This window comes from Kitasatospora purpeofusca (assembly GCF_036010405.1).
GTDB classification, from domain to species: Bacteria; Actinomycetota; Actinomycetes; order Streptomycetales; family Streptomycetaceae; genus Kitasatospora; species Kitasatospora purpeofusca.
This window is the reverse complement of sequence record NZ_CP108561.1, coordinates 3098836-3118900: the sequence shown is the minus strand read 5'-3', so window position 1 is coordinate 3118900 and position 20065 is coordinate 3098836. Positions and strand designations below refer to the sequence as shown.

Annotated in this window: 17 protein-coding genes and 1 riboswitch; of the genes, 12 read left to right on the top strand and 5 right to left on the bottom strand. The window is 74.5% G+C overall.

Annotated elements, in window-relative coordinates; genetic code table 11:
• Positions 1 to 39: 39 nt before the first annotated feature.
• From OG715_RS13460 to OG715_RS13440, 5 genes are all read left to right on the top strand, one after another.
• Positions 40 to 1341, top strand: a complete 1302-nt coding sequence (locus OG715_RS13460) for an NYN domain-containing protein (RefSeq protein WP_266271666.1) — start codon at positions 40 to 42, stop codon at positions 1339 to 1341.
• A gap of 212 nt (positions 1342 to 1553) precedes the next feature.
• Entirely contained in the window at positions 1554 to 2597 is a 1044-nt protein-coding gene (locus OG715_RS13455) for a C40 family peptidase (RefSeq protein ID WP_266268932.1), read from the top strand.
• Between the two features lie 339 nt (positions 2598 to 2936).
• Positions 2937 to 3093: riboswitch (cyclic di-AMP (ydaO/yuaA leader) on the top strand.
• A 10-nt stretch (positions 3094 to 3103) separates the two neighbouring features.
• On the top strand, positions 3104 to 4276 hold the full coding sequence (locus OG715_RS13450; RefSeq protein ID WP_266268931.1) for a C40 family peptidase: 1173 nt from the start codon (positions 3104 to 3106) through the stop codon (positions 4274 to 4276).
• 253 nt (positions 4277 to 4529) lie between these two features.
• Positions 4530 to 5594, top strand: coding sequence for a C40 family peptidase (locus OG715_RS13445; protein WP_266268930.1), 1065 nt, complete (start codon positions 4530 to 4532; stop codon positions 5592 to 5594).
• Between the two features lie 101 nt (positions 5595 to 5695).
• Complete coding sequence (locus OG715_RS13440; protein WP_266268929.1) at positions 5696 to 6778, top strand: hypothetical protein; 1083 nt, start codon at positions 5696 to 5698, stop codon at positions 6776 to 6778.
• A 24-nt stretch (positions 6779 to 6802) separates the two neighbouring features.
• On the opposite strand, the gene OG715_RS13435 is transcribed toward OG715_RS13440, so the two are convergent.
• Positions 6803 to 8227: a glycosyltransferase family 87 protein gene (locus OG715_RS13435; RefSeq protein ID WP_266268928.1), complete on the bottom strand. Its 1425-nt coding sequence runs from the start codon at positions 8225 to 8227 to the stop codon at positions 6803 to 6805.
• Between the two features lie 254 nt (positions 8228 to 8481).
• On the opposite strand from OG715_RS13435, the gene OG715_RS13430 reads away from it, so the two are divergent.
• A complete protein-coding gene (locus OG715_RS13430) occupies positions 8482 to 9618 on the top strand; it encodes a glycosyltransferase family 4 protein (RefSeq protein WP_266268927.1) in 1137 nt (378 codons plus the stop codon).
• Between the two features lie 78 nt (positions 9619 to 9696).
• Here OG715_RS13430 and OG715_RS13425 read toward each other — a convergent pair whose 3' ends face one another.
• Positions 9697 to 11490, bottom strand: a complete 1794-nt coding sequence (locus tag OG715_RS13425) for an AMP-dependent synthetase/ligase (protein ID WP_266268926.1) — start codon at positions 11488 to 11490, stop codon at positions 9697 to 9699.
• Positions 11491 to 11827: 337 nt separating this feature from the next.
• On the opposite strand from OG715_RS13425, the gene OG715_RS13420 reads away from it, so the two are divergent.
• The 5 genes from OG715_RS13420 to OG715_RS13400 all read left to right on the top strand — a co-directional run bounded on the left by OG715_RS13420 (position 11828) and on the right by OG715_RS13400 (position 16071).
• Positions 11828 to 12283: an SRPBCC family protein gene (locus tag OG715_RS13420; RefSeq protein WP_266268925.1), complete on the top strand. Its 456-nt coding sequence runs from the start codon at positions 11828 to 11830 to the stop codon at positions 12281 to 12283.
• 35 nt (positions 12284 to 12318) lie between these two features.
• Positions 12319 to 13491: an ArsA family ATPase gene (locus OG715_RS13415; RefSeq protein ID WP_266268924.1), complete on the top strand. Its 1173-nt coding sequence runs from the start codon at positions 12319 to 12321 to the stop codon at positions 13489 to 13491.
• A 174-nt stretch (positions 13492 to 13665) separates the two neighbouring features.
• Positions 13666 to 14025 (top strand): DUF5304 family protein, encoded by a 360-nt coding sequence (locus OG715_RS13410; protein WP_266268922.1) that lies wholly within the window; start codon positions 13666 to 13668, stop codon positions 14023 to 14025.
• Positions 14026 to 14217: 192 nt separating this feature from the next.
• The gene (locus OG715_RS13405; protein ID WP_266268921.1) at positions 14218 to 15162 is read left to right on the top strand and encodes an ROK family glucokinase; all 945 of its coding nucleotides are present in this window, start codon (positions 14218 to 14220) and stop codon (positions 15160 to 15162) included.
• 144 nt (positions 15163 to 15306) lie between these two features.
• Positions 15307 to 16071: an endonuclease/exonuclease/phosphatase family protein gene (locus OG715_RS13400; protein WP_266268920.1), complete on the top strand. Its 765-nt coding sequence runs from the start codon at positions 15307 to 15309 to the stop codon at positions 16069 to 16071.
• 65 nt (positions 16072 to 16136) lie between these two features.
• On the opposite strand, the gene OG715_RS13395 is transcribed toward OG715_RS13400, so the two are convergent.
• From OG715_RS13395 to OG715_RS13385, 3 genes are all read right to left on the bottom strand, one after another.
• On the bottom strand, positions 16137 to 16925 hold the full coding sequence (locus tag OG715_RS13395) for a hypothetical protein (RefSeq protein ID WP_266268919.1): 789 nt from the start codon (positions 16923 to 16925) through the stop codon (positions 16137 to 16139).
• Between the two features lie 357 nt (positions 16926 to 17282).
• Complete coding sequence (locus OG715_RS13390) at positions 17283 to 18140, bottom strand: hypothetical protein (protein WP_266268917.1); 858 nt, start codon at positions 18138 to 18140, stop codon at positions 17283 to 17285.
• A gap of 10 nt (positions 18141 to 18150) precedes the next feature.
• Positions 18151 to 18945 (bottom strand): alpha/beta hydrolase, encoded by a 795-nt coding sequence (locus tag OG715_RS13385; RefSeq protein WP_266268916.1) that lies wholly within the window; start codon positions 18943 to 18945, stop codon positions 18151 to 18153.
• Positions 18946 to 19231: 286 nt separating this feature from the next.
• On the opposite strand from OG715_RS13385, the gene OG715_RS13380 reads away from it, so the two are divergent.
• Positions 19232 to 20038: a lysophospholipid acyltransferase family protein gene (locus OG715_RS13380; RefSeq protein ID WP_266271665.1), complete on the top strand. Its 807-nt coding sequence runs from the start codon at positions 19232 to 19234 to the stop codon at positions 20036 to 20038.
• Positions 20039 to 20065 lie beyond the last annotated feature (27 nt).

Here is a 20065-nt window from a genome sequence, read left to right as displayed (position 1 = left end):
CCGGAGGGAGCGGCGGCCGACGGGGCGTCGGCCGAGGCGCTGGACCGGCCGCTGCCGGAGGGCGTGCGCCGACGGGTGGTCGGCCTGGCCTCCGACGCGCTCGGCGGTCTGCCGCTCGGCGAACTGCCCCAGTCGCTGCGCCAGTACGCCAAGTTCACCCCCGCCCGCCGGGCCAAGTACGCGGCGACCGCGCTGGCTGCGGCGCTGGAGGCGGAGCCGGCCTTCCGGGTGCGGATAGCGGAGCGGCTGCGGCTGGGCCAGCCGGACCTGGTCAGAGCCCTGGAGGCGGGCACCGTGCCGGGCGCCGCCGACCCGATGGACGTGGCCGCGGCGGCCTATCTGGTGCGCTCCGCCGGGTGGAGCCGGCTGGTGGCCGAGGCCGGCGAGGAGGCCGAGCGGGCCGGTACCGAGGGCGCGGTCGCCGAGGCGACCCGGCTGGTCGAGAAGCTGCAGGCCGAGCTGGCCGAGCTGCGGACCACGGCCCGGTCCGACCTGGAGCGGCAGCGGGCCGAGTCGGAGGACGTCCGCAAGGAGGCGGAGTCGCTGCGCCGGCGGCTGCGTTCGCTGGAGAGCGACACCCGCCGGGCGCAGGCGGAGACCCGGAAGGTCGCCGCCGAGCTGGAGGCGGTCAGGGCGCAGGCGGCGGTCGAGCGCGGCGCGGCGGAGACCGAGGCGCGGCGGCTGCGGCACCGGGTCACGGAGCTGGAGAACTCCGCCGAGCAGGGGCGGCGCTCCGCCCGCGAGGGGCGCGGTGTCGAGGACATGCGGCTGCGGCTGCTGCTGGACACCGTGCTGCAGTCGGCCCAGGGCCTCCAGCGGGAGCTGGCGCTGCCGATCTCCCAGATCCGTCCGGCGGACCTGGTGGAGGCGGTGGTGCCGGGCGCGGCCTCGCCGCACGACGTGGCGCGGCGCGGGCTGGCCGAGGACGATCCGGCGCTGCTTGACCAGCTGCTGGCGATCCCGCAGGTCCATCTGGTGGTGGACGGCTACAACGTCACCAAGACGGGCTATCCGACGCTGCCGCTGGAGCAGCAGCGGATCCGGCTGCTGGGCGGACTGGCGATGCTGGCGCAGCGTACCCAGGCGGAGGTCACCTGTGTGTTCGACGGCCAGGACCTCGACGTGCCGGTGATCATGGCGCCGCCGCGCGGGGTGCGGGTGCGGTTCAGCCGGACCGGCGAGACGGCGGACGAGCTGATCCGCCGACTGGTCCGGGCGGAGCCGCAGGGCCGCCCGGTGGTGGTGGTCTCGGCGGACAAGGAGGTGGCGGACGGCGTGCGGAAGGCGGGCGCGCGCCCCGTCGCCTCGGTGCTGCTGCTGAACCGGCTGGCCCGTCCGTAACTCCAGGATGCCGCGCACCGACGGTCATGACGGCTGGTCAGCGCCGGGATTGCGGTCTTGTGCGGGTTTCGTGAAGTCCGGGTGCGGGCGGCAGGTTCAGGTAATCGTGGGAGTGGCGCGAAACGTGGATCTTCACTAGGGTCTGGCGTCAAACCTATTTTCCGGATTCTCACCCCAACGGGTGAGGCCATTGGAAGAAGGAGCCGGTCCTTTTGGCCTCCCACCGCCGTCCCAAGCAGCCGAGCCGCGCGCGGGTCTCCGTGCTCACCGCGGCCGCTGCGACCGCGGTCGCTCTCTCCGCCCAGGTCGCCGCCCACGCAGCGCCGAGCCCGTCCCCGAAGAAGGACGACGTCAAGGCGCAGATCGACCAGCTGAACGAGGAGGCCGAGCAGGCCACCGAGAAGTTCAACGGCGCCAAGGAGCGGGCCGACCAGCTGCGCAAGCAGGCGGACCAGCTCCAGGACCAGGTCGCCCGCGGCCAGGAGCAGATGGCCCAGCTTCAGGCGGGGCTGGCCGAGGTGGCGGGCGAGCAGTACCGCACCGGCGGCATCGACCCGTCCGTGCAGCTGATGCTCACCTCCGACCCGTCCGGGTACCTGGACAAGGCCTCCAGCGTGCAGCAGGCCAGCTCCAGCCAGGCCGAGGCGCTCAAGGGCCTGCAGGACCAGCAGCGCCGGCTGGACCAGCAGAAGGTCGAGGCGGCCGCCGTGCTGGCCTCGCTGGACACCACGACCAAGGACCTGAACCAGTCCAAGGCCGAGGTCGCCAAGAAGCTCAAGGACGCCCAGGACCTGCTGAACTCGCTCAGCGCCGCCGACCGCGCGGCCGTGAAGGCGGCGCAGCAGCAGTCCGACCGCGCCTCGCGCGGCAGCGAGCGCACCGATCCGGGCAGCCTGCCGCAGGCCAGTGGCATGGCCGGTGCCGCGGTCGGCAACGCGATGGGCAAGCAGGGCTCGCCGTACGTCTGGGGCGCCACGGGTCCGAGCACCTTCGACTGCTCCGGCCTGATGGTCTGGGCGTACGGGAAGGCCGGCGTCTCGCTGCCGCGGACCTCGCAGGCGCAGGGCAACTACGGCAGCCGGGTCGCGTCCCTGGCCGAGGCCCAGCCGGGCGACCTGATCATCTACCGCCCCGACCGCAGCCACGTCGGGATGTACATCGGCAACGGCATGGTGGTCCACGCGCCGCACACCGGTGACGTGGTGAAGGTGATGAAGGCCGACGCCATGCCGATCAACACGATCCGCCGGGTCTGACGGCCCGCCACGACACCCCCGGGGGCGGTTTTCGGCCCTTGTGATCAGCGCCACCCCCGATCGGGGGTGGCGTTGGGGTTTGGGTGGGGCATTGGGCCGTCCAGGTGGAAATGATCAGCCTGATGTGGGGATGTGATCACACTCGGTCATATTCACAAAGGAACTTGGGTATTCTTCTGACTTTTTTCTGACAAGGATTTGAACGGATCACGGATCTGTTACTAGGGTCGTGCTTCGGACCTCGCACAGTCGATCACCCAGCCTGGGTGGCGGTGGGGTTCGCCGTCGAGTTCGCGAAGCAGCCGGGCGGGGCCTCAGGTGCCCGTCCGAACCGGACCCAGCAGTCGGGGGTCAGCTGTGGAGCGGAGCCGGGGAACCACGTTCCTCCGGGGTGAATCGGCGCCAGGTCGGCCGCTCGCGCGGACGGTGAGGCGTCGTAGGGCACGCTTCCGCCCGAACCCGTCAGCTCACCCGGTAGGCGGATGAGGAAGAAGGAGTCCGCCTTCGTGGCGTCCCATCGTCGTCCCAAGCCCGCCGGCCGCACCCGGGTCTCGATCATGACCGGTCTGGCCGCCGCTGCCGTCGCCCTCTCCGCGCAGTCCGGCGCCCACGCCGACCCCGCGCCGACCAAGGACCAGGTCAAGGAGCAGGTCGACCAGCTCAACGAGCAGGCCGAGGTCGCGACCGAGAACTACAACGGTGCCCAGGCCAAGCAGCAGGAGCTGCAGAAGCAGGTCGCCGAGCTGCAGGACAAGGTGGCCCGCCAGCAGGCCGTGGTGACGGAGGCCCAGGGCGGCCTCTCCGAGATCGCCGGCGAGCAGTACCGCACCGGCGGCATATCGCAGACCGTCCAGCTGATGCTGTCCGCCAGCCCGGACAACTTCCTCAGCCAGGCCGACGCCCTGAACCAGGCCGGTTCCACCCAGTCCGGCGCGCTGAAGGAGCTCCAGGAGCAGCAGCGCAGGCTCGACCAGGACCGCACCGAGACCCAGACCAAGCTCGGCGAGCTGGAGGCCACCACCCAGCAGCTGAAGACCTCCAAGGACGAGGTCCAGGGCAAGCTGGCGAAGGCCCAGCAGCTGCTCAACACGCTCACCGAGCAGGAGCGCCAGGCGCTCCGCGCGGCCGAGGAGAAGGCCGCCGCCGAGGCCAAGGCGAAGGCGGACGCCGCGAAGGCCGAGGCCGCCAAGGCCGCCAAGGCGAAGGCGGACGCCGAGCGCGCCACCCGTGACACCAACCGCAGCGACCTGAGCGCGCCCGCGTCGGCGCCGGCGGCGTCCGCTCCGGCCGCCGCCGCGGCCAAGCCGGCCGCTCCCGCCGCCAACGGCTCGCGCGCCGCCGCCGCGATCGCCGCCGCCGAGAGCAAGCTCGGCGCCCCGTACGTCTACGGCGCCACCGGCCCGAACTCCTTCGACTGCTCCGGCCTCACCGGCTGGGCGTACGCCCAGGCGGGTGTGTCGCTGCCGCGCACCTCGCAGGCCCAGGCCGGCGCCGGCACCCGGATCGGCTCGGACATCTCCCAGGCCCAGCCCGGCGATCTGGTGATCTTCTACGGCGACCGCCACCACGTCGGCATCTACGTCGGCGGCGGCCAGGTCATCCACGCCCCGAAGCCGGGCGCGTCGGTCCGCTACGAGTCGGCGTCCAACATGCCGGTCAACTCCATCGTGCGCCTCTGACCCCAGGGTCGGCAGACTCCCCGCAGGCCCGGTCTCCCCCGAGGGGAGGCCGGGCCTGCGGCTTTCCCCCGGTCACCGGGAACTCCGGCGGGCGAACCGGTCTGATGTCCGATCAGTGACTGAATATTCGGGTTCGGAGGGGTTTGGAAACGGTTGCCCCGACTCGCTAACGTCTGCCACCGGACGCCCGCTTCGACAGCCGCACGGTCCGGTGCGGCGGCGGGTCCCGGCCCAGGATCGGAGCCGACGTCGAATGACCGCGCACCGCCGTTCCCCGCTGTCAGGTGTCCACACGCTCGCCCGGGCGCTGGTGCTCACCGCGGCGGCCACCACCGTGCTGGGCGTGGCGACCGGCGGCACCGCGCAGGCGGCTCCCGGCGCGCCCGACGCCCCGGCCAACCGCAAGGACGTCAAGGCCCAGGTGGAGCAGCTCTACGACGAGGCCGAGCAGGCCTCGGAGCGGTTCAACGCCGCCCTGGAGGCCCAGCAGCGGCTCCAGCACGAGACCGGCACGCTCCAGCAGCAGATCGCCCTCTCCCAGGACGAGCTGAACCAGTTGCGCGGCGACCTCGCCACCGTGGCCGGGGCGGAGTACCGGGGCGGCGGGATGGCGCAGACCGTCCAGCTGATGCTCTCCACCGACCCGGAGGGCTACCTCTCCCGGGCCCGCACCCTCGACCAGGCCGCCGAGCGGCAGAACGAGACCCTGCACGAGGTGCTGGGCCGTCAGCGGGTGCTCGACCAGCGCCGGGCCGAGGCCTCGGCCAAGCTCTCCGAACTGGAGCAGACCCGCAGGGCGCTGGCCGACGGCAAGCAGCAGATCCAGCAGCGGCTCGCCAAGGCGCAGCGGCTGCTCAACAGTCTCGGCGCCACCGAGCGCGCCCGGCTCACCGCCCAGGACGCCCGCGAGGCCGAGCAGCGCGCCACCCGCGGCACCGACCGGCTCGACCTCGGCACCACCCCGCCCGCCTCCGAGCGCGGCGGCGCCGCGCTGGCCGCCGCGGTGCGGATGATCGGCTCGCCCTACGTCTACGGATCCACCGGGCCCAAGGCGTTCGACTGCTCCGGTCTGATGTACTACAGCTGGCGGCAGGCCGGAGTGACCCTGCCGCGCACCTCGCAGGCCCAGGCGTTCGCCGGGCAGCGGGTCAGCATCTCCGAAGCACGGCCGGGAGACCTGGTGATCTTCTACCGGGACATGCACCACGTCGGGATGTACGCCGGCGGCGGGGTGATCGTGCACGCCCCCTACCCGGGGGCCCGGGTGCGCTACGAGAGCGTCAACGCCATGCCGGTCGCGGGGGTGATCCGGCTCTGAGCCGCCCGGACCCCGCCGGCGGCCGAGGCCCCTCCCGGCGCACCGCCCTGCTGCTCGCGGCCGGCGGCCTCGCCCAGCTGTCGCTTCCCGGCGCCGTCCCCGTGCGGCCCGCCGCGGCGGCCTCGGACGAGTACGCCGAGGTCTCGGCGCTGCTCGCCGAGCGGGCCCGGACGCGGGCGGCGGGGCCGCCCCCGCTGCCGCTGCGCGTCGGCTACCGGAACCTGCTGCTGGGCCCGGTGGACCGGGCCGGGCGGTCCACCGCCACCGCCGAGCTGACCGTCGCGGTGACCGGGTACGACGAGCTGCCGGTGGTGCACCCGCGCCGCTTGACGCTGCTCCGTACCGCCACCGGCCGGCGGATCGAACGCGAGGAGGGGGCCGGCGGGCCGCCGCCGCTGTGGGACCTCGGCACCGTCGGGGCCGCCGCGGGAGCGCGCTGCCTGGTGCTCGGCGTGGACGGCGCGGACGCCGCCGGCCCGGCAGGTCGCGCGGCGGCGGCCGTCGTCGGCGACCGGGCGGTGTCCGCCGTCGAGGCGCTCTGGGGTACTGCCTGGGCGGGCCGGCTGCTGCTCGAACTGCCCGCCACGGGGGAGCAGTTCGCCCGGCTGCTGGCGGACGACCGGCCCGGCTGGTCGGACCTCGCCGCGGTCACCGTCTCGGCGCCCGGCGCGCCCCTGCACGCCCCGGCCGACCGGGTGCTGGTCAACCCCGAGGTGTACGCGCGGCTGAGCGACTTCGGCCGGCAGGTGGTGGTCACCCACGAGGCGGTGCATGTGGCGACCCGGGCCGACACCCGGGCCTGGACCCCGCTCTGGCTCTCCGAGGGGGTCGCCGACTGGACCGGCTACTGCGACTCGGGCCGCTCGGCCCGGCAGATCGCGCCGGAGCTGGCCCGGGACGTCGCGGCCGGACGGCTGCCCGCCGCGCTGCCCTCGGACGCCGCCCTCACGGCCGGCGGGGAGGGCCTGGCGCAGGCCTACGAGCAGTCCTGGCTGGCCTGCGACCTGATCGCCCGCCGGTACGGCCCGGAGCGCCTGGTGGCGCTCTACCGGGCGGTCGGCGCGGCCGCCCCCGGGGCGGACCGGGAGGCGTGGCTGGACGGGCTGCTCCGGGGGCAGCTGGGCCTCGGGCTGGCCGCGTTCACCCGCCTCTGGCTCGCCGAGGTACGGGCCCTGGCGGGCTGAGCCGGGCGGTCCGGGGGCGCGGGGTCAGCGCCGTTCGCTGGGTGCGGCCGAGGGCCGGTCCATGCCGTCCAGCAGGTCCTGCTCGTACGCGATGCCCGGCCGCACCGAGAACGCGACGGCCGGCGCCGGCTCCGGGCGGGCCAGCACCACGGTGGCCGGGACCCGGTCGGTGCGCCGGGTCGAGCGCCAGAGCCGCACGCAGGACAGCACGGTCGCGACCAGCAGCAGCACATTGCGCGCGGTCAGGACGGCGATCGCGCCCGGCCTGCTGGCGACCACGTCGCCGAAGACCAGCGGGAACTCCACCAGGGTCAGCGGGGTCGCGGCCAGGATCAGCAGCGCCACCGGCCGCTGGCTGGTGCCGCGCACGGTCAGGCAGACCGCCGCCGCGCCGACCAGCCAGACCAGGTACTGCGGGCTGATCACCCGGCTGGTCACGGTGAAGATCAGCAGCGCGGCGAGCGCCGCGTCGTACATGGTGGCGGCGTTGCGCCGGCGGGCGGTGAACCGCCAGAGCAGCAGCCAGCCGAAGCCGAGCACGGTCCCGGCCAGCATCACCTTGCTGACCAGCGGGACCCACGGCCCGAGCATCTCGACCGAGCCGTAGTTCATCATCACCTTGCCGTCCCAGCTCCCGGCGATCCGGGCGAAGTGGATCGGCAGCGCGCCGACCGACTCCACCTCGATGCCCCGGTCCTTCTGGAACGTCAGGAACTCGAACGCGCCGTTCATCCCCGCCGCCAGCAGGAAGCCGATCGAGGCGGTCGTGGCGGCCGCGGCCGTCCAGGAGCGCCGGGTGCGGCGGCCGGAGGGGGTCCCGATGAGGCCGAGCAGCGGCCAGATCTTGACGATGCCGCCGAGCCCCAGCAGCAGGCCGCCGATCGCCGGGCGGCGGATCAGCGCCAGCAGGCCGGCCACCGCGATCGCGGTCACGATCACGTCGTAGCGGTTGTAGATCATCGGGCCGAGCAGCGGGACGCCGGCCACCCAGACCCAGGCGCCGGTCAGGGCCCGGCCCTTGCGCAGCCCGGTGCGGACCAGCAGGCCCATCGCGAGCGCGTCGGCGATGCCGCAGATCACCCAGAACGAGACCAGGTACGACCAGGGCAGCAGACCGGGCAGCAGGATCACCAGGGCGGCGCCGGGCGGGTACTGCCAGGTGACGTCGTCCAGCGGGAAGGTGCCGGTCTGCAGTACGCCGTACCAGCCGTGGTAGATCAGCCAGACGTCGGCGGTGATGTCCCCGCCGGGCATCCGCAGCACGCCGGTCACCAGGAGCATCAGCAGCGTCCGGGTGGCCACCCAGCTCGCGCCGAGCGCCAGCAGCGCGCCGGAACGGCCGGAGGGGCGCGTGGTGCGCTGCACGGGCTCGCGGCGGACGGCGAGCGCCGTGCCGGAGCCCTCGGCGCCGCTGGGTGTACCGGACTCGGTGGCCGGGGCCAACTCCACAACGCTCCCTCGTTCGTCTCGGACGTTCCGTCGGCGGCGCCGCGCGACGGACGCCCGGGCAGTCCGGGCGGGTCGGGACCGGCCGTCACCGCGGGGCCGGGCCGGACACGCCGACCACCCTTGTCCTAGGACAGACCCGGGGAGGGAACGGTTGCCTTGCGTGGATCCGTTCCCGGCGGGTCGTCGTGTTGACCTATCGTACGGATCACCCAGCGGTACACCGAGCACCCCCCGACCGAGCGAGCCGTGGCCTGATGCACAAGACCTTGATCGTCACCAACGACTTCCCGCCGAGGCCCGGCGGTATCCAGGCCTTCGTGCACAACATGGCCGTCCGTCAGCCCGCAGGAAGCGTCGTGGTGTACGCCTCCACCTGGCGCGACGGCACCGAGGTCGCGCGCTTCGACGCCGAGCAGCCCTTCCCGGTGGTCCGCGACCGTACGAAGGTGATGGTTCCCACACCCCGGGTCACCCGGCGGGCCGCCGAGATCCTGCGGGCGGAGGGCTGCGACTCGGTCTGGTTCGGCGCCGCCGCGCCGCTCGGGCTGATGGCCCCCGCGCTGCGCCGGGCCGGGGCCGGCCGGCTGCTCGGCATGACCCACGGGCACGAGGCCGCCTGGGCCCAGCTGCCGGTGGCCCGGCAGCTGCTGCGCCGGATCGGCGAGGGCACCGACGTGCTCACCTACCTCGGCGAGTACACCCGCTCCCGGATCGCCGCCGCGGTCGGCCCGGAGCCGGCCGCGCGGATGGCGCAGCTGCCGCCGGGCGTGGACGAGCGGACCTTCCACCCGGACTCCGGCGGCGCCGCGGTGCGCGAGCGGCTCGGGCTGGCGGACCGCCCGGTGGTGGTCTGCGTCTCCCGGCTGGTGCCGCGCAAGGGGCAGGACACCCTGATCGAGGCGATGCCGCAGATCCTCGCCGAGGTGCCGGACGCCGTGCTGCTGATCGTCGGCGGCGGCCCGTACCGGGCGGATCTGGAGAAGCTGGTGGACGCCCGGGGCGTGCGCTCCGCCGTCCGGTTCACCGGCTCGGTCCCGTGGGAGGAGCTGCCCGCGCACTACGGCGCCGGCGACGTCTTCGCCATGCCCTGCCGCACCCGGCGCGGGGGACTGGACGTCGAGGGGCTCGGCATCGTCTACCTGGAGGCCTCGGCGACCGGCCTGCCGGTGGTGGCGGGGGACTCCGGCGGCGCGCCGGACGCGGTGCTGGAGGGCGAGACCGGCTACGTGGTGCCGGGCGGCACGCCCTCGGCGGCGGCGGAGCGGATCGTCCGGCTGCTGCGGGACGAGGAGCTGCGGCGGCGGATGGGCGAGGCCGGGCGGCGCTGGGTGGACCGCTCCTGGCGCTGGGACCTGCTGGCCGGGCGGCTGACCTCGCTGCTGGCGGGCTGAACGCCCGGGCCCGACGCGAACGCGGCCGCGGCCCGCCCCCGGACGACGGGGGCGGGCCGCAGCCGCGTTCGCGGGGTCCTACTTGCGGTAGATCGCCTCGACGTCGGCCGCGTAGTCCTTCAGCACGACGTTGCGCTTGAGCTTGAGCGAGGGCGTCAGATGGCCGCTCTCCTCGGAGAAGACGGTGTCGAGCAGCCGGAACTTCTTCACCGCCTCGGCCTGCGAGACCGCCGCGTTGCCGTCGTCCACCGCCTGCTGGAGGGCGGCCAGCAGGTCCGGGTCCTCGCGCAGGTCGGCCACCGAGGCCCCGGCGGGCTTGCCGTTGAGCTGCTTCCAGTTCGGGAAGAAGTCCTCGTCGACGGTGATCAGACAGGCCACGAAGGGCTTGCGGTCGCCGACCACCATGACCTCGCCGACCAGGGCGTGGGCCCGGATCCGGTCCTCGATCACGGCCGGGGCGACGTTCTTGCCTCCCGCGGTGACGATGATCTCCTTCTTGCGGCCGGTGATCGTCAGGTAGCCCTCGTCGTCCAGCGAGCCGATGTCCCCGGTGGCGATCCAGCCGTCCTTCAGGGTGTCGGCGGTGGCCTGCGGGTTGTTCCAGTAGCCGGTGAAGACGTGCGGGCCCTTGAAGAACACCTCGCCGTCCTCGGCGATCCGGACGGCGGCGCCGGGGACGGGCCGGCCGACCGTGCCGATCTTCGGCTTGTCCCACGGGTTGAAGGCGGTGGCCGCGCAGGTCTCGGTCAGGCCGTAGCCCTCCAGCACGGTGAAGCCGATGCCCCGGTAGAAGTGCCCGAGCCGCTCGCCCAGCGGGGCGCCGCCGGAGATCGCGTGGGTGGCCCGGCCGCCGAGCGCGGCCCGCAGCTTGCTGTAGACCAGCTTGTCGAAGACGGCGTGCTTGAGCTTGAGCAGCAGGCCCGCGCCGCCCGCGTCCAGCGCCCGGCTGTAGGCGATCGCGGTGTCGGCGGCCTTGTCGAAGATCTTGCCCTTGCCGTCCGCCTGCGCCTTGGCCCGGGCGGTGTTGTAGACCTTCTCGAAGACCCGGGGCACACCCAGGATCAGCGTCGGCCGGAAGGCGGCCAGTTCGGCGGTGACGTCCCGGATGTCGGAGACGTGGCCGAGCTTGATCGGGGCCATCGCCGGGGCGATCTCGGCGATCCGGGCGAGCACGTGGGCCAGCGGCAGGAAGAGCAGGACGGAGCTCTCGCCGGTGCGGAACAGCGGGGCCAGGCGCTCCACCACGTTGCCGCACTCGGCCATGAAGTTGCCGTGGGTCAGCTGACAGCCCTTCGGGCGGCCGGTGGTGCCCGAGGTGTACACGATGGTGGCGATCGCGTCGGGGCCGGCCGCCGAGCGGCGCTCCTCGACGGTGGCGTCGGTGACCTCGCGGCCCGACTCGGCCAGCGCGGCGAGGGCCGGGCCCTCGATCTGCCAGGTGTGCCGAAGCTCCGGCAGCCGGTCCCGGACGTCCGCGACCACCGCGGTGTGGGTCGCGGTCTCGGTGAACACCGCGACCGCCCCGGAGTCGCCGAGGATCCACTCGACCTGCTCGGCGGAGGAGGTCTCGTACACCGGCACGGTGATCGCGCCGGCCGTCCAGATCGCGAAGTCCAGCAGCGTCCACTCGTACCGGGTGCGGGACATGACGCCCACCCGGTCGCCCGGCGCGACACCGGCGGCGATCAGGCCCTTCGCGGCCGCCCGCACCTCGACCTGGAACTGGGCGGCGGTCAACTCCTGCCACTGGCCGTCCACCTTGCGGCTGAGCACCGCGACATCGGGGTGCCGCTCGGCGTTCTGCTGCACGAGGTCGGAGAGGTTACCGCCGCTCGGTACCTGGTAGAGGGCCGGAAGGCTGAAGTCGAGCAAGACTGCTCCTCGTTCGCGACGCTGCGGGACGGCAGGACGTTACTGCCCGGTAGGCAGCTTCGACCAGGGGGGTCGGCTCCGGTGTTCGAAGTGTCACACCTTGACCCGTCCGACCAGGTCGGGACCGGGTCGTTCGAATGGCACCCTACGACAGCCCGGAGGTGACCGGCCGGTAGCCGTCGGCCACGGACCGTGTGCTCCGGCGGCGGGGCGCACCCGGGCGCCCCGGGGCGCACCGAGGGACCGGCCGGATCGCGGGGCGCGATAGCCTGCTCCGGGCGCACCCGGCCGAGCAGCCTCGGCCGGACCAGCACGGGACGACGCGGAGGGCCATTCCATGGCGGAGCACACCAGGTCGAGCATCACCATCGACGCGACCCCGGCGACGGTCATGGCCGTGATCGCGGACTTCGCCGCCTACCCGGCCTGGACCGGCGAGGTCAAGGAGATCGAGGTCCTGGAGACGGCGGAGGACGGCCGCGCCGCCCAGGTCCGGCTGGTCCTCGACGCCGGCGCCATCCGCGACGAGCACGTGCTCGCCTACACCTGGGACGGCGACCGCGAGTGCGCCTGGACCCTGGTGCGCAGCCAGATGCTCCGCTCGCTCGACGGCTCCTACACCCTGGCCCCGCTCGGCGCCGACCGCACCGAGGTCACCTACCAGCTCGCGGTGGACGTCAAGATCCCGATGCTGGGCATGATCAAGCGCAAGGCCGAGAAGGTCATCATCGACCGGGCGCTGGCCGGCCTGAAGAAGCGGGTCGAGGACACCGCCGCCGGCAAGGCGCTCTGAGGCCCGGCGGCGCGGACGGACAGGGGCGGTACGGCATGACGGCGACACGCACCATCCTGGTCAGCGGCGACCCGGCGGCCCCCGAGGTGGCCGCCGCCACCGCCCTGCACGCCGCCCGGCAGGGCCGGCGCACGCTGCTCCTCGCGGCCGACGACCCGCACCGCACCCTGGACGCCGTCCTCGGCGTCCGGCTGGAGGCCGAGCCCGCCGGGTACGCGCCCGGCCTGGCCGTCGCCAGGACCGACGAGCAGGCCGCCTTCCGGCACGCGCTCGACGAGATCGGCGGCCGGCTCAAGCCCGCGCTCGACCTGCTCGGCGCCGACCCGCTCGACCCCGAGGAGCTCACCGCGCTCCCCGGCACCGCCCGGCTCGCCCTGCTCCGGGCCCTGCCCGCCGTCGAGGCCGACGTCCTGGTGGTGCTCGCCCCGCCGCCCGCCGATCTGATCGCCACCCTCGCCCTGCCCGAGCAGTTGGAGCGCTACCTGGCCCGGCTCGTTCCCGAGCAGCGCCAGGCCGCCCGGGCCCTGCGGCCCCTGCTGGCCGGCCTCGCCGGGGTCCCGATGCCTGCCGACTGGCTGTACGAGACGCGCGGCAAGGCCGCCGGCGCGCTCGCTGCGGCCCGCGCCGCGATCACCGCGCCCGGCACCAGCGTCCGCCTGGTCACCGCCGCCGACGCCCACCCCTTCGCGGAACTGCGGCGGATCCGGGCCGGCCTCGCCCTGCACGGCCACCGCCCGGACGCCGTGGTGGTGCACGGGGTGCTGCCGGACGCCGCCGCCGACTCGCCCGACCCGTGGCTGGCCGCCCTAGCCGGGCGCCGCCGGGACGAGCTGACCGCGCTGGCCGCCACCCTGGACGGCGTCCCGCTGCTCACCACCGGGCCCGCCGAGGCCACCCTGGAGGCCGTCGCCGACCGCCTCTACGGCACCGGGTCCGGCCCGGAGGCGCGGGCCGCCGGGCCGTGGACCGTCGAGGACCGGCGGGCCGCGGACGGTCTGCTGGTCTGGCGCCTGGAACTGCCGGGTGCCGCGCGGGAGGACCTGGACCTGGTCCGGCGCGGGGACGAACTGGTGGTCGGCCTGGGTGCGCACCGCCGGGTGCTGGCCCTGCCGTCGGCGCTGCGGCGCTGCACGGTCGCGGGCGCGGGCCTGCAGGACGGGGTGCTGGCGATCCGCTTCGCCCCGGACCCCGCTCTCTGGCCCAGGTAGTCGCCCGCTCGCCTCCTTCGTGGGGCTCGGGGCGGGGGTCGCCCGCTCGCCTCCTTCGTGGGGCTCGGGGCGGGGGTCGCCCGCTCGCCTTCCGTGCAGGGGGCCCAACGGGGTCCGGTAGCGTCGGGGCGGGTGGCCGCGGGCGCGGGCACCGTTGTTGAGGAGGCGCGCGCGATGACCACCACCGACCGGACCGAGCCCACCGCCGAGCACCCGTTCGGGCCGGAACTGGGCCCGCTGGTGGACGAGGTGCGCCGGTTCGCCTCCGTCTTCGGCGAGAAGGCCCAGGAGGCGAGCGCCGAGACCCTGATCTCGCTGGCCGGGCTGGCCGACCGGCTGCGCGAGAAGCAGCCCGAGGTGTACGACCACCTCGCCGCCGCCGGTAGCGGACTGGCCGCCGCCGGGGCCGAGCTGCTGGCCGCCTACCGGGCCGCCGTGGCGGGACACGAGCACCGCTGGACCGCCGGGGAGCAGGCCCGCACCGAACGGGTGGACCTCGACGACGAGGCTGAGGGACCGTCCGCCAAGCAGTGAACCCCTGATCCCCTCCGGGTCACCTCCTGGCTTCAGCCTGTGATGCCACCGGTGAAAATGTACGACTTTTGAAGGGGCTCGGCCGGGTCGGTCGCAGATTGTCTTCGGTTAATGTATGCGACGGTGTGTACGGGGGCTTGGTTGGGCGGTAGCGTTCCGTCCAGCGGGAACGAGTGAATAGCTGAGGGACACATGGCTCTGACCATCGGCGTCGACGTCGGCGGGACCAAGATCGCGGCAGGCGTGGTCGACGAGGCCGGCGAGATCCTGGCCCGGACCAGGGTGCCCACCCCGGCCGACCCGCAGTGGGCGGTCGACGCCATCGCGCAGGCCGTGCGCGAACTCAAGGAGCAGTACCCCGAGGTGACCGCGGCGGGCATCGGGGCCCCCGGCTTCGTCGACCGCGAGCGCTCGACGGTGATCTTCGCCCCCAATATCGACTGGGAGGACGAGCCCCTGCGCGGCCGGGTCGAGGAGCTGACCGGCCTGCCCGCGGTGGTCGAGAACGACGCCAACTGCGCCGCCTGGGCCGAGTACCGCTTCGGTGCCGCGGCCGGCCACAGCGACATGGTGCTGATCACCGTCGGCACCGGCATCGGCGGCGGCCTCGTCCTGGACGGCCGGCTCCACCGGGGCCGGTTCGGCGTGGCCGGCGAGATCGGCCACCTCAACATGGTCCCGGACGGCCTGCCCTGCGGCTGCGGCGGCCGGGGCTGCTGGGAGCAGTACGGCTCCGGCCGCGCCCTGCGCCGGTACGGCCGGGAGCGCGCCGCCGAGGACACCGTGCGCGGCAAGCGGATGCTGGAGCTCAACGACGGCGTCGCCGAGACCATCCGCGGCATCCACATCACCCAGGCCGCCGAGGAGGGCGACCCGCTCGCCCTGGAGTGCTACGCCGAACTGGCCGACTGGCTGGGCCGGGGGATGGCCGACCTCGCGGCGCTCTTCGACCCGGCCGTCTTCGTGCTCGGCGGCGGCGTCTCCGACTCCGGCCGGCTGCTGCTCGACCCGGTCGCCAAGGCCTTCGAGCACTACCTGACCGGCGGGGTGCACCGCCCGCGCGCCGAGGTGGTGCTCGCCTCCACCGGTTCGGCCGCCGGGATCGCCGGCGCGGCCGACCTGGCCCGCACGGTCTGACCCCACCCGTCGCACCGCCACCGGCGGCCCGGTTCCCCGCGGACCGGGCCGCCGCCGTTTCGGCCTGCCAGGGGTGTCGCGCCGTCGGCGGGCCCGGCGGTCCGGGCGGTAGCGTCGTCCGGGACGCCCAGGGGAGGACCACCGATGACCACCGCACCGGCCGAACTTCCGCCGCCCGCACCGGGTCGGCTCCGGCTGCTCAGCTACAACATCCGCTCCCTGCGGGACGACCGGAGGGCGCTCGCCCGGGTGGTCCGGGCCTGCGGGCCGGACCTCGTCTGCGTACAGGAGTCGCCGCGCTACTGGCGCCCCGAGGGGCAGGCCGCCTGGCTCGCCCGGGCGACCGGCACCGTGGTGCTGAGCGGTGGCGGCCGGATCGCGGCCGGGCCGCTGCTGCTCGGCCGGCCCGGCGTCCGGGTGCGGGCCGTCCACGACCGGCTGCTGCCGAAGACCAGGGGGCTGCACGCGCGCGGCTTCGCGACCGCGCTGGTCGAGGTGGCCGGGGCGGCGCCGTTCACCGTCACCAGCTGCCACCTCAGCCTGGACGCGGACGAGCGGCTGCGGCAGTTCGGACTGCTCGCCGGACAGCTGCGGCACGCCGGACCCGGGGTGATCGCCGGGGACTTCAACGAGCACCCGGACGGGCCCGGCTGGCGGTCGCTGGCCGAGCGGCTCCAGGACGGGTACACGGTGGCGCCCTGGGGCGGCGAGATGACCTCCGTGCCGGAGAACCCCTACCAGCGGCTCGACGCCGTCTTCGCCACCCCCGACATCGAGGTGCTGGCCTGCGGCGTCCCGCACGGGCTGCCCGGCGTCACCGGGGCCGACCTGCTGGCCGCCACCGACCACCTGCCGGTCCTGGCCGTGCTCCGGCTGCCCGCACCGGGGCCCGGTCCCGACGGTCGCTGACACGGCCGCGCGGCGCGGCACCCCTTCCGGGTGCCGCGCCGCGCGAACGGACCGCCGGGGGAGTACTACGGGCAGCTGATGACGGTGTCGCCCGCCGCCGCGGTGCAACTGTCGGTGCCGGAGCCGCCGTTCAGGGTGTCGGTGCCGGGGCTGCCGTTGAGCGTGTCGTTGCCGATGCCACCGGTCAGCCGGTCGTTGCCGAGGCCGCCGAGGAGCGTGTCGTTGCCGGACCCGCCGTCGACCGTGTCGTTGCCCGAGCCGGCGTAGACGGTGTCGTTGCCGCCGTCCGCGTTGACCGTGTCGTTGTCGCCGAGGGCGCAGATGACGTCGCTGCCGCCGGTGCCGAACAGGGTCTCGCCGTTGGCGGTACCGATGATCGTGCAGCCGTGGGCGTTGTTGACGCCGGTGTTCGTGGTGGCGGTGTTGTTGGCCGGGGCCGGGTCGCTCTGGGCGGCGCCGACGGTGGCGGTGTCGGTGAGGGTGCCGGTGGCCCGGGGCTCGACGGTCACCGTGACGGTGGTGCTCGCGCCGGCCGCGAGGGTGCCGAGGGTGCAGTTGGCGGCCGTGGCGGTGGTGGTGCAGCTGCCCTGGCCCGGAGTGGCCGAGAGCACGGTGCCCGGGCCGGTGAGCGAGTCGGTGAGGGTGACGCCGGTGGCGCTCTGGCCGGTGCTGCGGTTGGTCACCGTCACGGTGTACGAAGCCTGGCCGCCGGCGGTGACGGTGGCGGGGCCGGTCTTGGTGACCGAGAGGTCGACCCCGGCCGGCGTGCCGGCCGCGCCGAGCCGAGCGGATCCCGGCCACCCGCGGGACCCGGACCCGGGACCGGGCCTGGACCCGGGCTTGGACTTGGACATGGGCAAACGGTCCACTTCGAGTCTCCTCGTCGTCACGCCGACCCCTGGTCCGGTGGTCCTCGTGCCGAGGTCCTCGCGGCGGCGGCGTCGCCTCACGGGTGCACCGCGCACCCGCCACTCCGGACGGGTCCCTTCGTGCACGAGGGGTGCCCGGCCCCGGAGCGTCGGCACACAGCTTCGGGTCGCCCCCCGCGGTGGCCCGGCAGGGCCGGGCACCACTGCACCCACTGGCCGCCGAACTCCACTCCGAGGAGTGACCGCAGGACCGGGCCGGAACGCCGACGGCCTCCCGGGCGGTGCCCGGGAGGCCGTGCGACGGACGCCCGGGTACGGCCCGGGGCGCGGGAAGCGGAGGGGTCAGACGACGGCGCCGCCGTGCGGGTCCTCGGGCTCGTCCTCGTCGCGGTCCTTCATCCGGACCACCAGGGTGGCGAAACCGCCGAGGAAGGAGGCCACGCCGACCCAGGCCGGCCAGCCGGAGACCTCGCGCCAGACCACCGCGTCGAAGAGCAGCAGCGCCGGTCCGCCGAGCACCGCCAGCCAGGCGAACTTGGCGGTGGTGTCGGCCTCGGGCAGCGGCGGCGGCTCCGGCGGGACGAAGTGGTCCTCGTCGGTCTCCTCGGACAGCTCGAAGTCGCGCGGCCCGGCGGAGCCGGCGGCCGGCATCACCGGGCGGCCGGAGCGGGGGCGCGGCTGGGGCGCCAGGTCGGAGAGGTCGCCGGGCTCGCCGGGGAGCCGGTCGGTGCCGGAGGGGTCCTTGAAGCCCTTGAGCTCGTTGCGCGCCCGGAGGTTCTCGACCTCGGGCCAGTTGGGGTTGTTGAGGTCCACCGGGTCGTCGAACTGGGCGACCAGCGCGGCGAAGATCTCGTCCTGCTCGGCCTGGCTGCGCTCGGGCGCGCGCCGCGTCCTGGACGGCTCGGCCGCCCCGCCGCCCTCGGCCGCCACCGGGGCGTCACCGGAGCCGGAGGCCGTTCCCGAAGCCGTGCCCGAGGCCGAACCCGGTCCCGAAGCCGTGCCCGAGCCGGAAACCGGCCCCGATCCGGACCCGGCCGTCGTCGCCTCGCCGCCCGTCGCCGGGGCCGCCGCGCCCCCGGCCGGCCCCCGGCCCGTCTGCTCGCCGTCGGCCCGCCCGGCGCCCGGCCGCGCGCCGCCCGTGGTCGCACCGTCCTCGCGGGGCGCGTCGTCCTCGCCGCCCGCCGTGCTGCTCTCGTGCACTTCCGGCCCTTCAGCCTTGGTGGTGGTCGGATTTCACCGGGATGACGCCCGCCGCGTGCGCGGGAGCCAACCGTCGGATGAAGTCCTGGGCGGCCGCGAATATTTCCCCCGCGTCGTGGTCCAGCGTCGCGACGTGGTAGCTGCGCTGGCACAGCCGCTCCGTCACATCGGTCGAGGATATCCGGGCCAGCACCAGCTCGGAGTTGGCCGCGGAGACCACGTGGTCCTGCGGGCTGCGGAAGAGCAGCACCGGCTGGGTCACCCGGGGCAGCCGGGCCTGGACGTCCTTCCACAGCCGGGCCAGCGACCAGGCGGCGTGCAGCGGGGTGCGGTCGTAGGCCAGCTCGTTCGCGCCGGGCCGGGCGATGTCGTTGGCGACCCCGGGCACGCTCGGCACCAGGTGCCGCAGCACCGGCAGAATGACACTCGCGGGGTTGTCCGACCGCACCGACGGGTTGACCAGCACCAGCCCGGCGATCGTCGGACCGTGCACGGAGGCCAGCCGCAGCGCCAGCCCGCCGCCCATCGACAGCCCGACGACGAAGACCCGCTCGCACTGCCCGGCCAGGTCGAGCAGCTCCCGCTCGACCTCGGCGTACCAGTCCTCCCAGCGGGTGAGCTGCATGTCCTGCCAGCGGGTGCCGTGGCCCGGCAGCACCGGCAGCCCGACCGTGTACCCGGCCCGGGCGAGGTCCTCGGCCCACGGCCGCAGCGACTGCGGGGAGCCGGTGAACCCGTGGCAGAGCAGGACGCCCACCGGCCCGCCCCGGTGGCGGTACGGTTCGGCACCGGGCAGCAGCGGCATGGCGGGCTCCTTCGCGGGCGAGGACGCTGGAGGGTGGCGCTGGAGGTGGCGCTGTTTCGAGCGGTACGCGCTGGGCGTGCGGGGGCGTGCGGGTACCGGCCGGCACCGGAAGCTGCGGAATTCGCATCGTCCCACGTGCCCGCCCGCCCCGTACACCCCCGCCGGGCACCGGGCCGCCCCGCCCCCGGGACACCCCGTCGGGGCGGGGCGGGGCACGGGCGGACACCGAAGGGCATTAGGATCGACCGGTCCGCAATACAGGAGGCCCGGGTTGTTCTACCGACTGATGAAGATGATCGTCGCGCCACTGCTTCGGATCTTCTTCCGGCCGTGGATCGAGGGTGAGGAGAACATCCCCACCGAGGGTGCCGCGATCATCGCGAGCAACCACCTCTCGTTCTCGGACTCCTTCTTCTTCCCCGCGCTGATCAAGCGCCGGGTGACCTTCATCGCCAAGGCGGAGTACTTCACCACGCCGGGCATCAAGGGCCGGCTGACCGCCGCCTTCTTCAAGGGCGTCGGCCAGCTCCCGGTCGACCGCTCGGGCGTGCGCGGCGCCGGCGAGGCGGCGATCCGCTCGGCGATCGCCGTGCTGGACCGGGGCGAGCTGTTCGGCGTCTACCCGGAGGGCACCCGCTCGCCCGACGGCAAGCTCTACCGGGGCAAGGTCGGCGGCCTGGCCCGCGTCGCCCTGGCCACCGGTGCGCCGGTCATCCCGGTCGCGATGATCGACACCGAGAAGGTGCAGCCGCCCGGCCAGGTGGTCCCGAACTTCGGCACCCGCCCGGGCATCCGGATCGGCCGCCCGCTGGACTTCTCCCGCTACCACGGCATGGAGAACGACCGCTTCATCCTCCGTTCGGTGACGGACGAGGTGATGTACGAGATCATGCGGCTGTCCGGCCAGGAGTACGTGGACATCTACGCGACCGCCGCCAAGCGGCAGCTCGCCGACGACAAGAAGAAGGCCGACGCCGTGCAGAAGGCCGAGCAGGCCGCCGCCAAGGCCGAGAAGGCCGAGGCGGACAAGCTGGAGAAGGCCGAGCAGGAGAAGGCCGAGCAGGAGCAGCAGAAGGACACCGGGCCGGCCTGACACGGGGCCGACCCGGCGCCGGGGGAG

Coding starts and splice junctions, on each gene's coding strand:
- OG715_RS13445 (WP_266268930.1), top strand. CDS start 4,530: ATGACCGCGCACCGCCGTTCCCCGCTGTCAGGTGTCCACACGCTCGCC.
- OG715_RS13430 (WP_266268927.1), top strand. CDS start 8,482: ATGCACAAGACCTTGATCGTCACCAACGACTTCCCGCCGAGGCCCGGC.
- OG715_RS13420 (WP_266268925.1), top strand. CDS start 11,828: ATGGCGGAGCACACCAGGTCGAGCATCACCATCGACGCGACCCCGGCG.
- OG715_RS13415 (WP_266268924.1), top strand. CDS start 12,319: ATGACGGCGACACGCACCATCCTGGTCAGCGGCGACCCGGCGGCCCCC.
- OG715_RS13410 (WP_266268922.1), top strand. CDS start 13,666: ATGACCACCACCGACCGGACCGAGCCCACCGCCGAGCACCCGTTCGGG.
- OG715_RS13405 (WP_266268921.1), top strand. CDS start 14,218: ATGGCTCTGACCATCGGCGTCGACGTCGGCGGGACCAAGATCGCGGCA.
- OG715_RS13400 (WP_266268920.1), top strand. CDS start 15,307: ATGACCACCGCACCGGCCGAACTTCCGCCGCCCGCACCGGGTCGGCTC.
- OG715_RS13395 (WP_266268919.1), bottom strand. CDS start 16,925: ATGTCCAAGTCCAAGCCCGGGTCCAGGCCCGGTCCCGGGTCCGGGTCC.
- OG715_RS13385 (WP_266268916.1), bottom strand. CDS start 18,945: ATGCCGCTGCTGCCCGGTGCCGAACCGTACCGCCACCGGGGCGGGCCG.
- OG715_RS13380 (WP_266271665.1), top strand. CDS start 19,232: ATGAAGATGATCGTCGCGCCACTGCTTCGGATCTTCTTCCGGCCGTGG.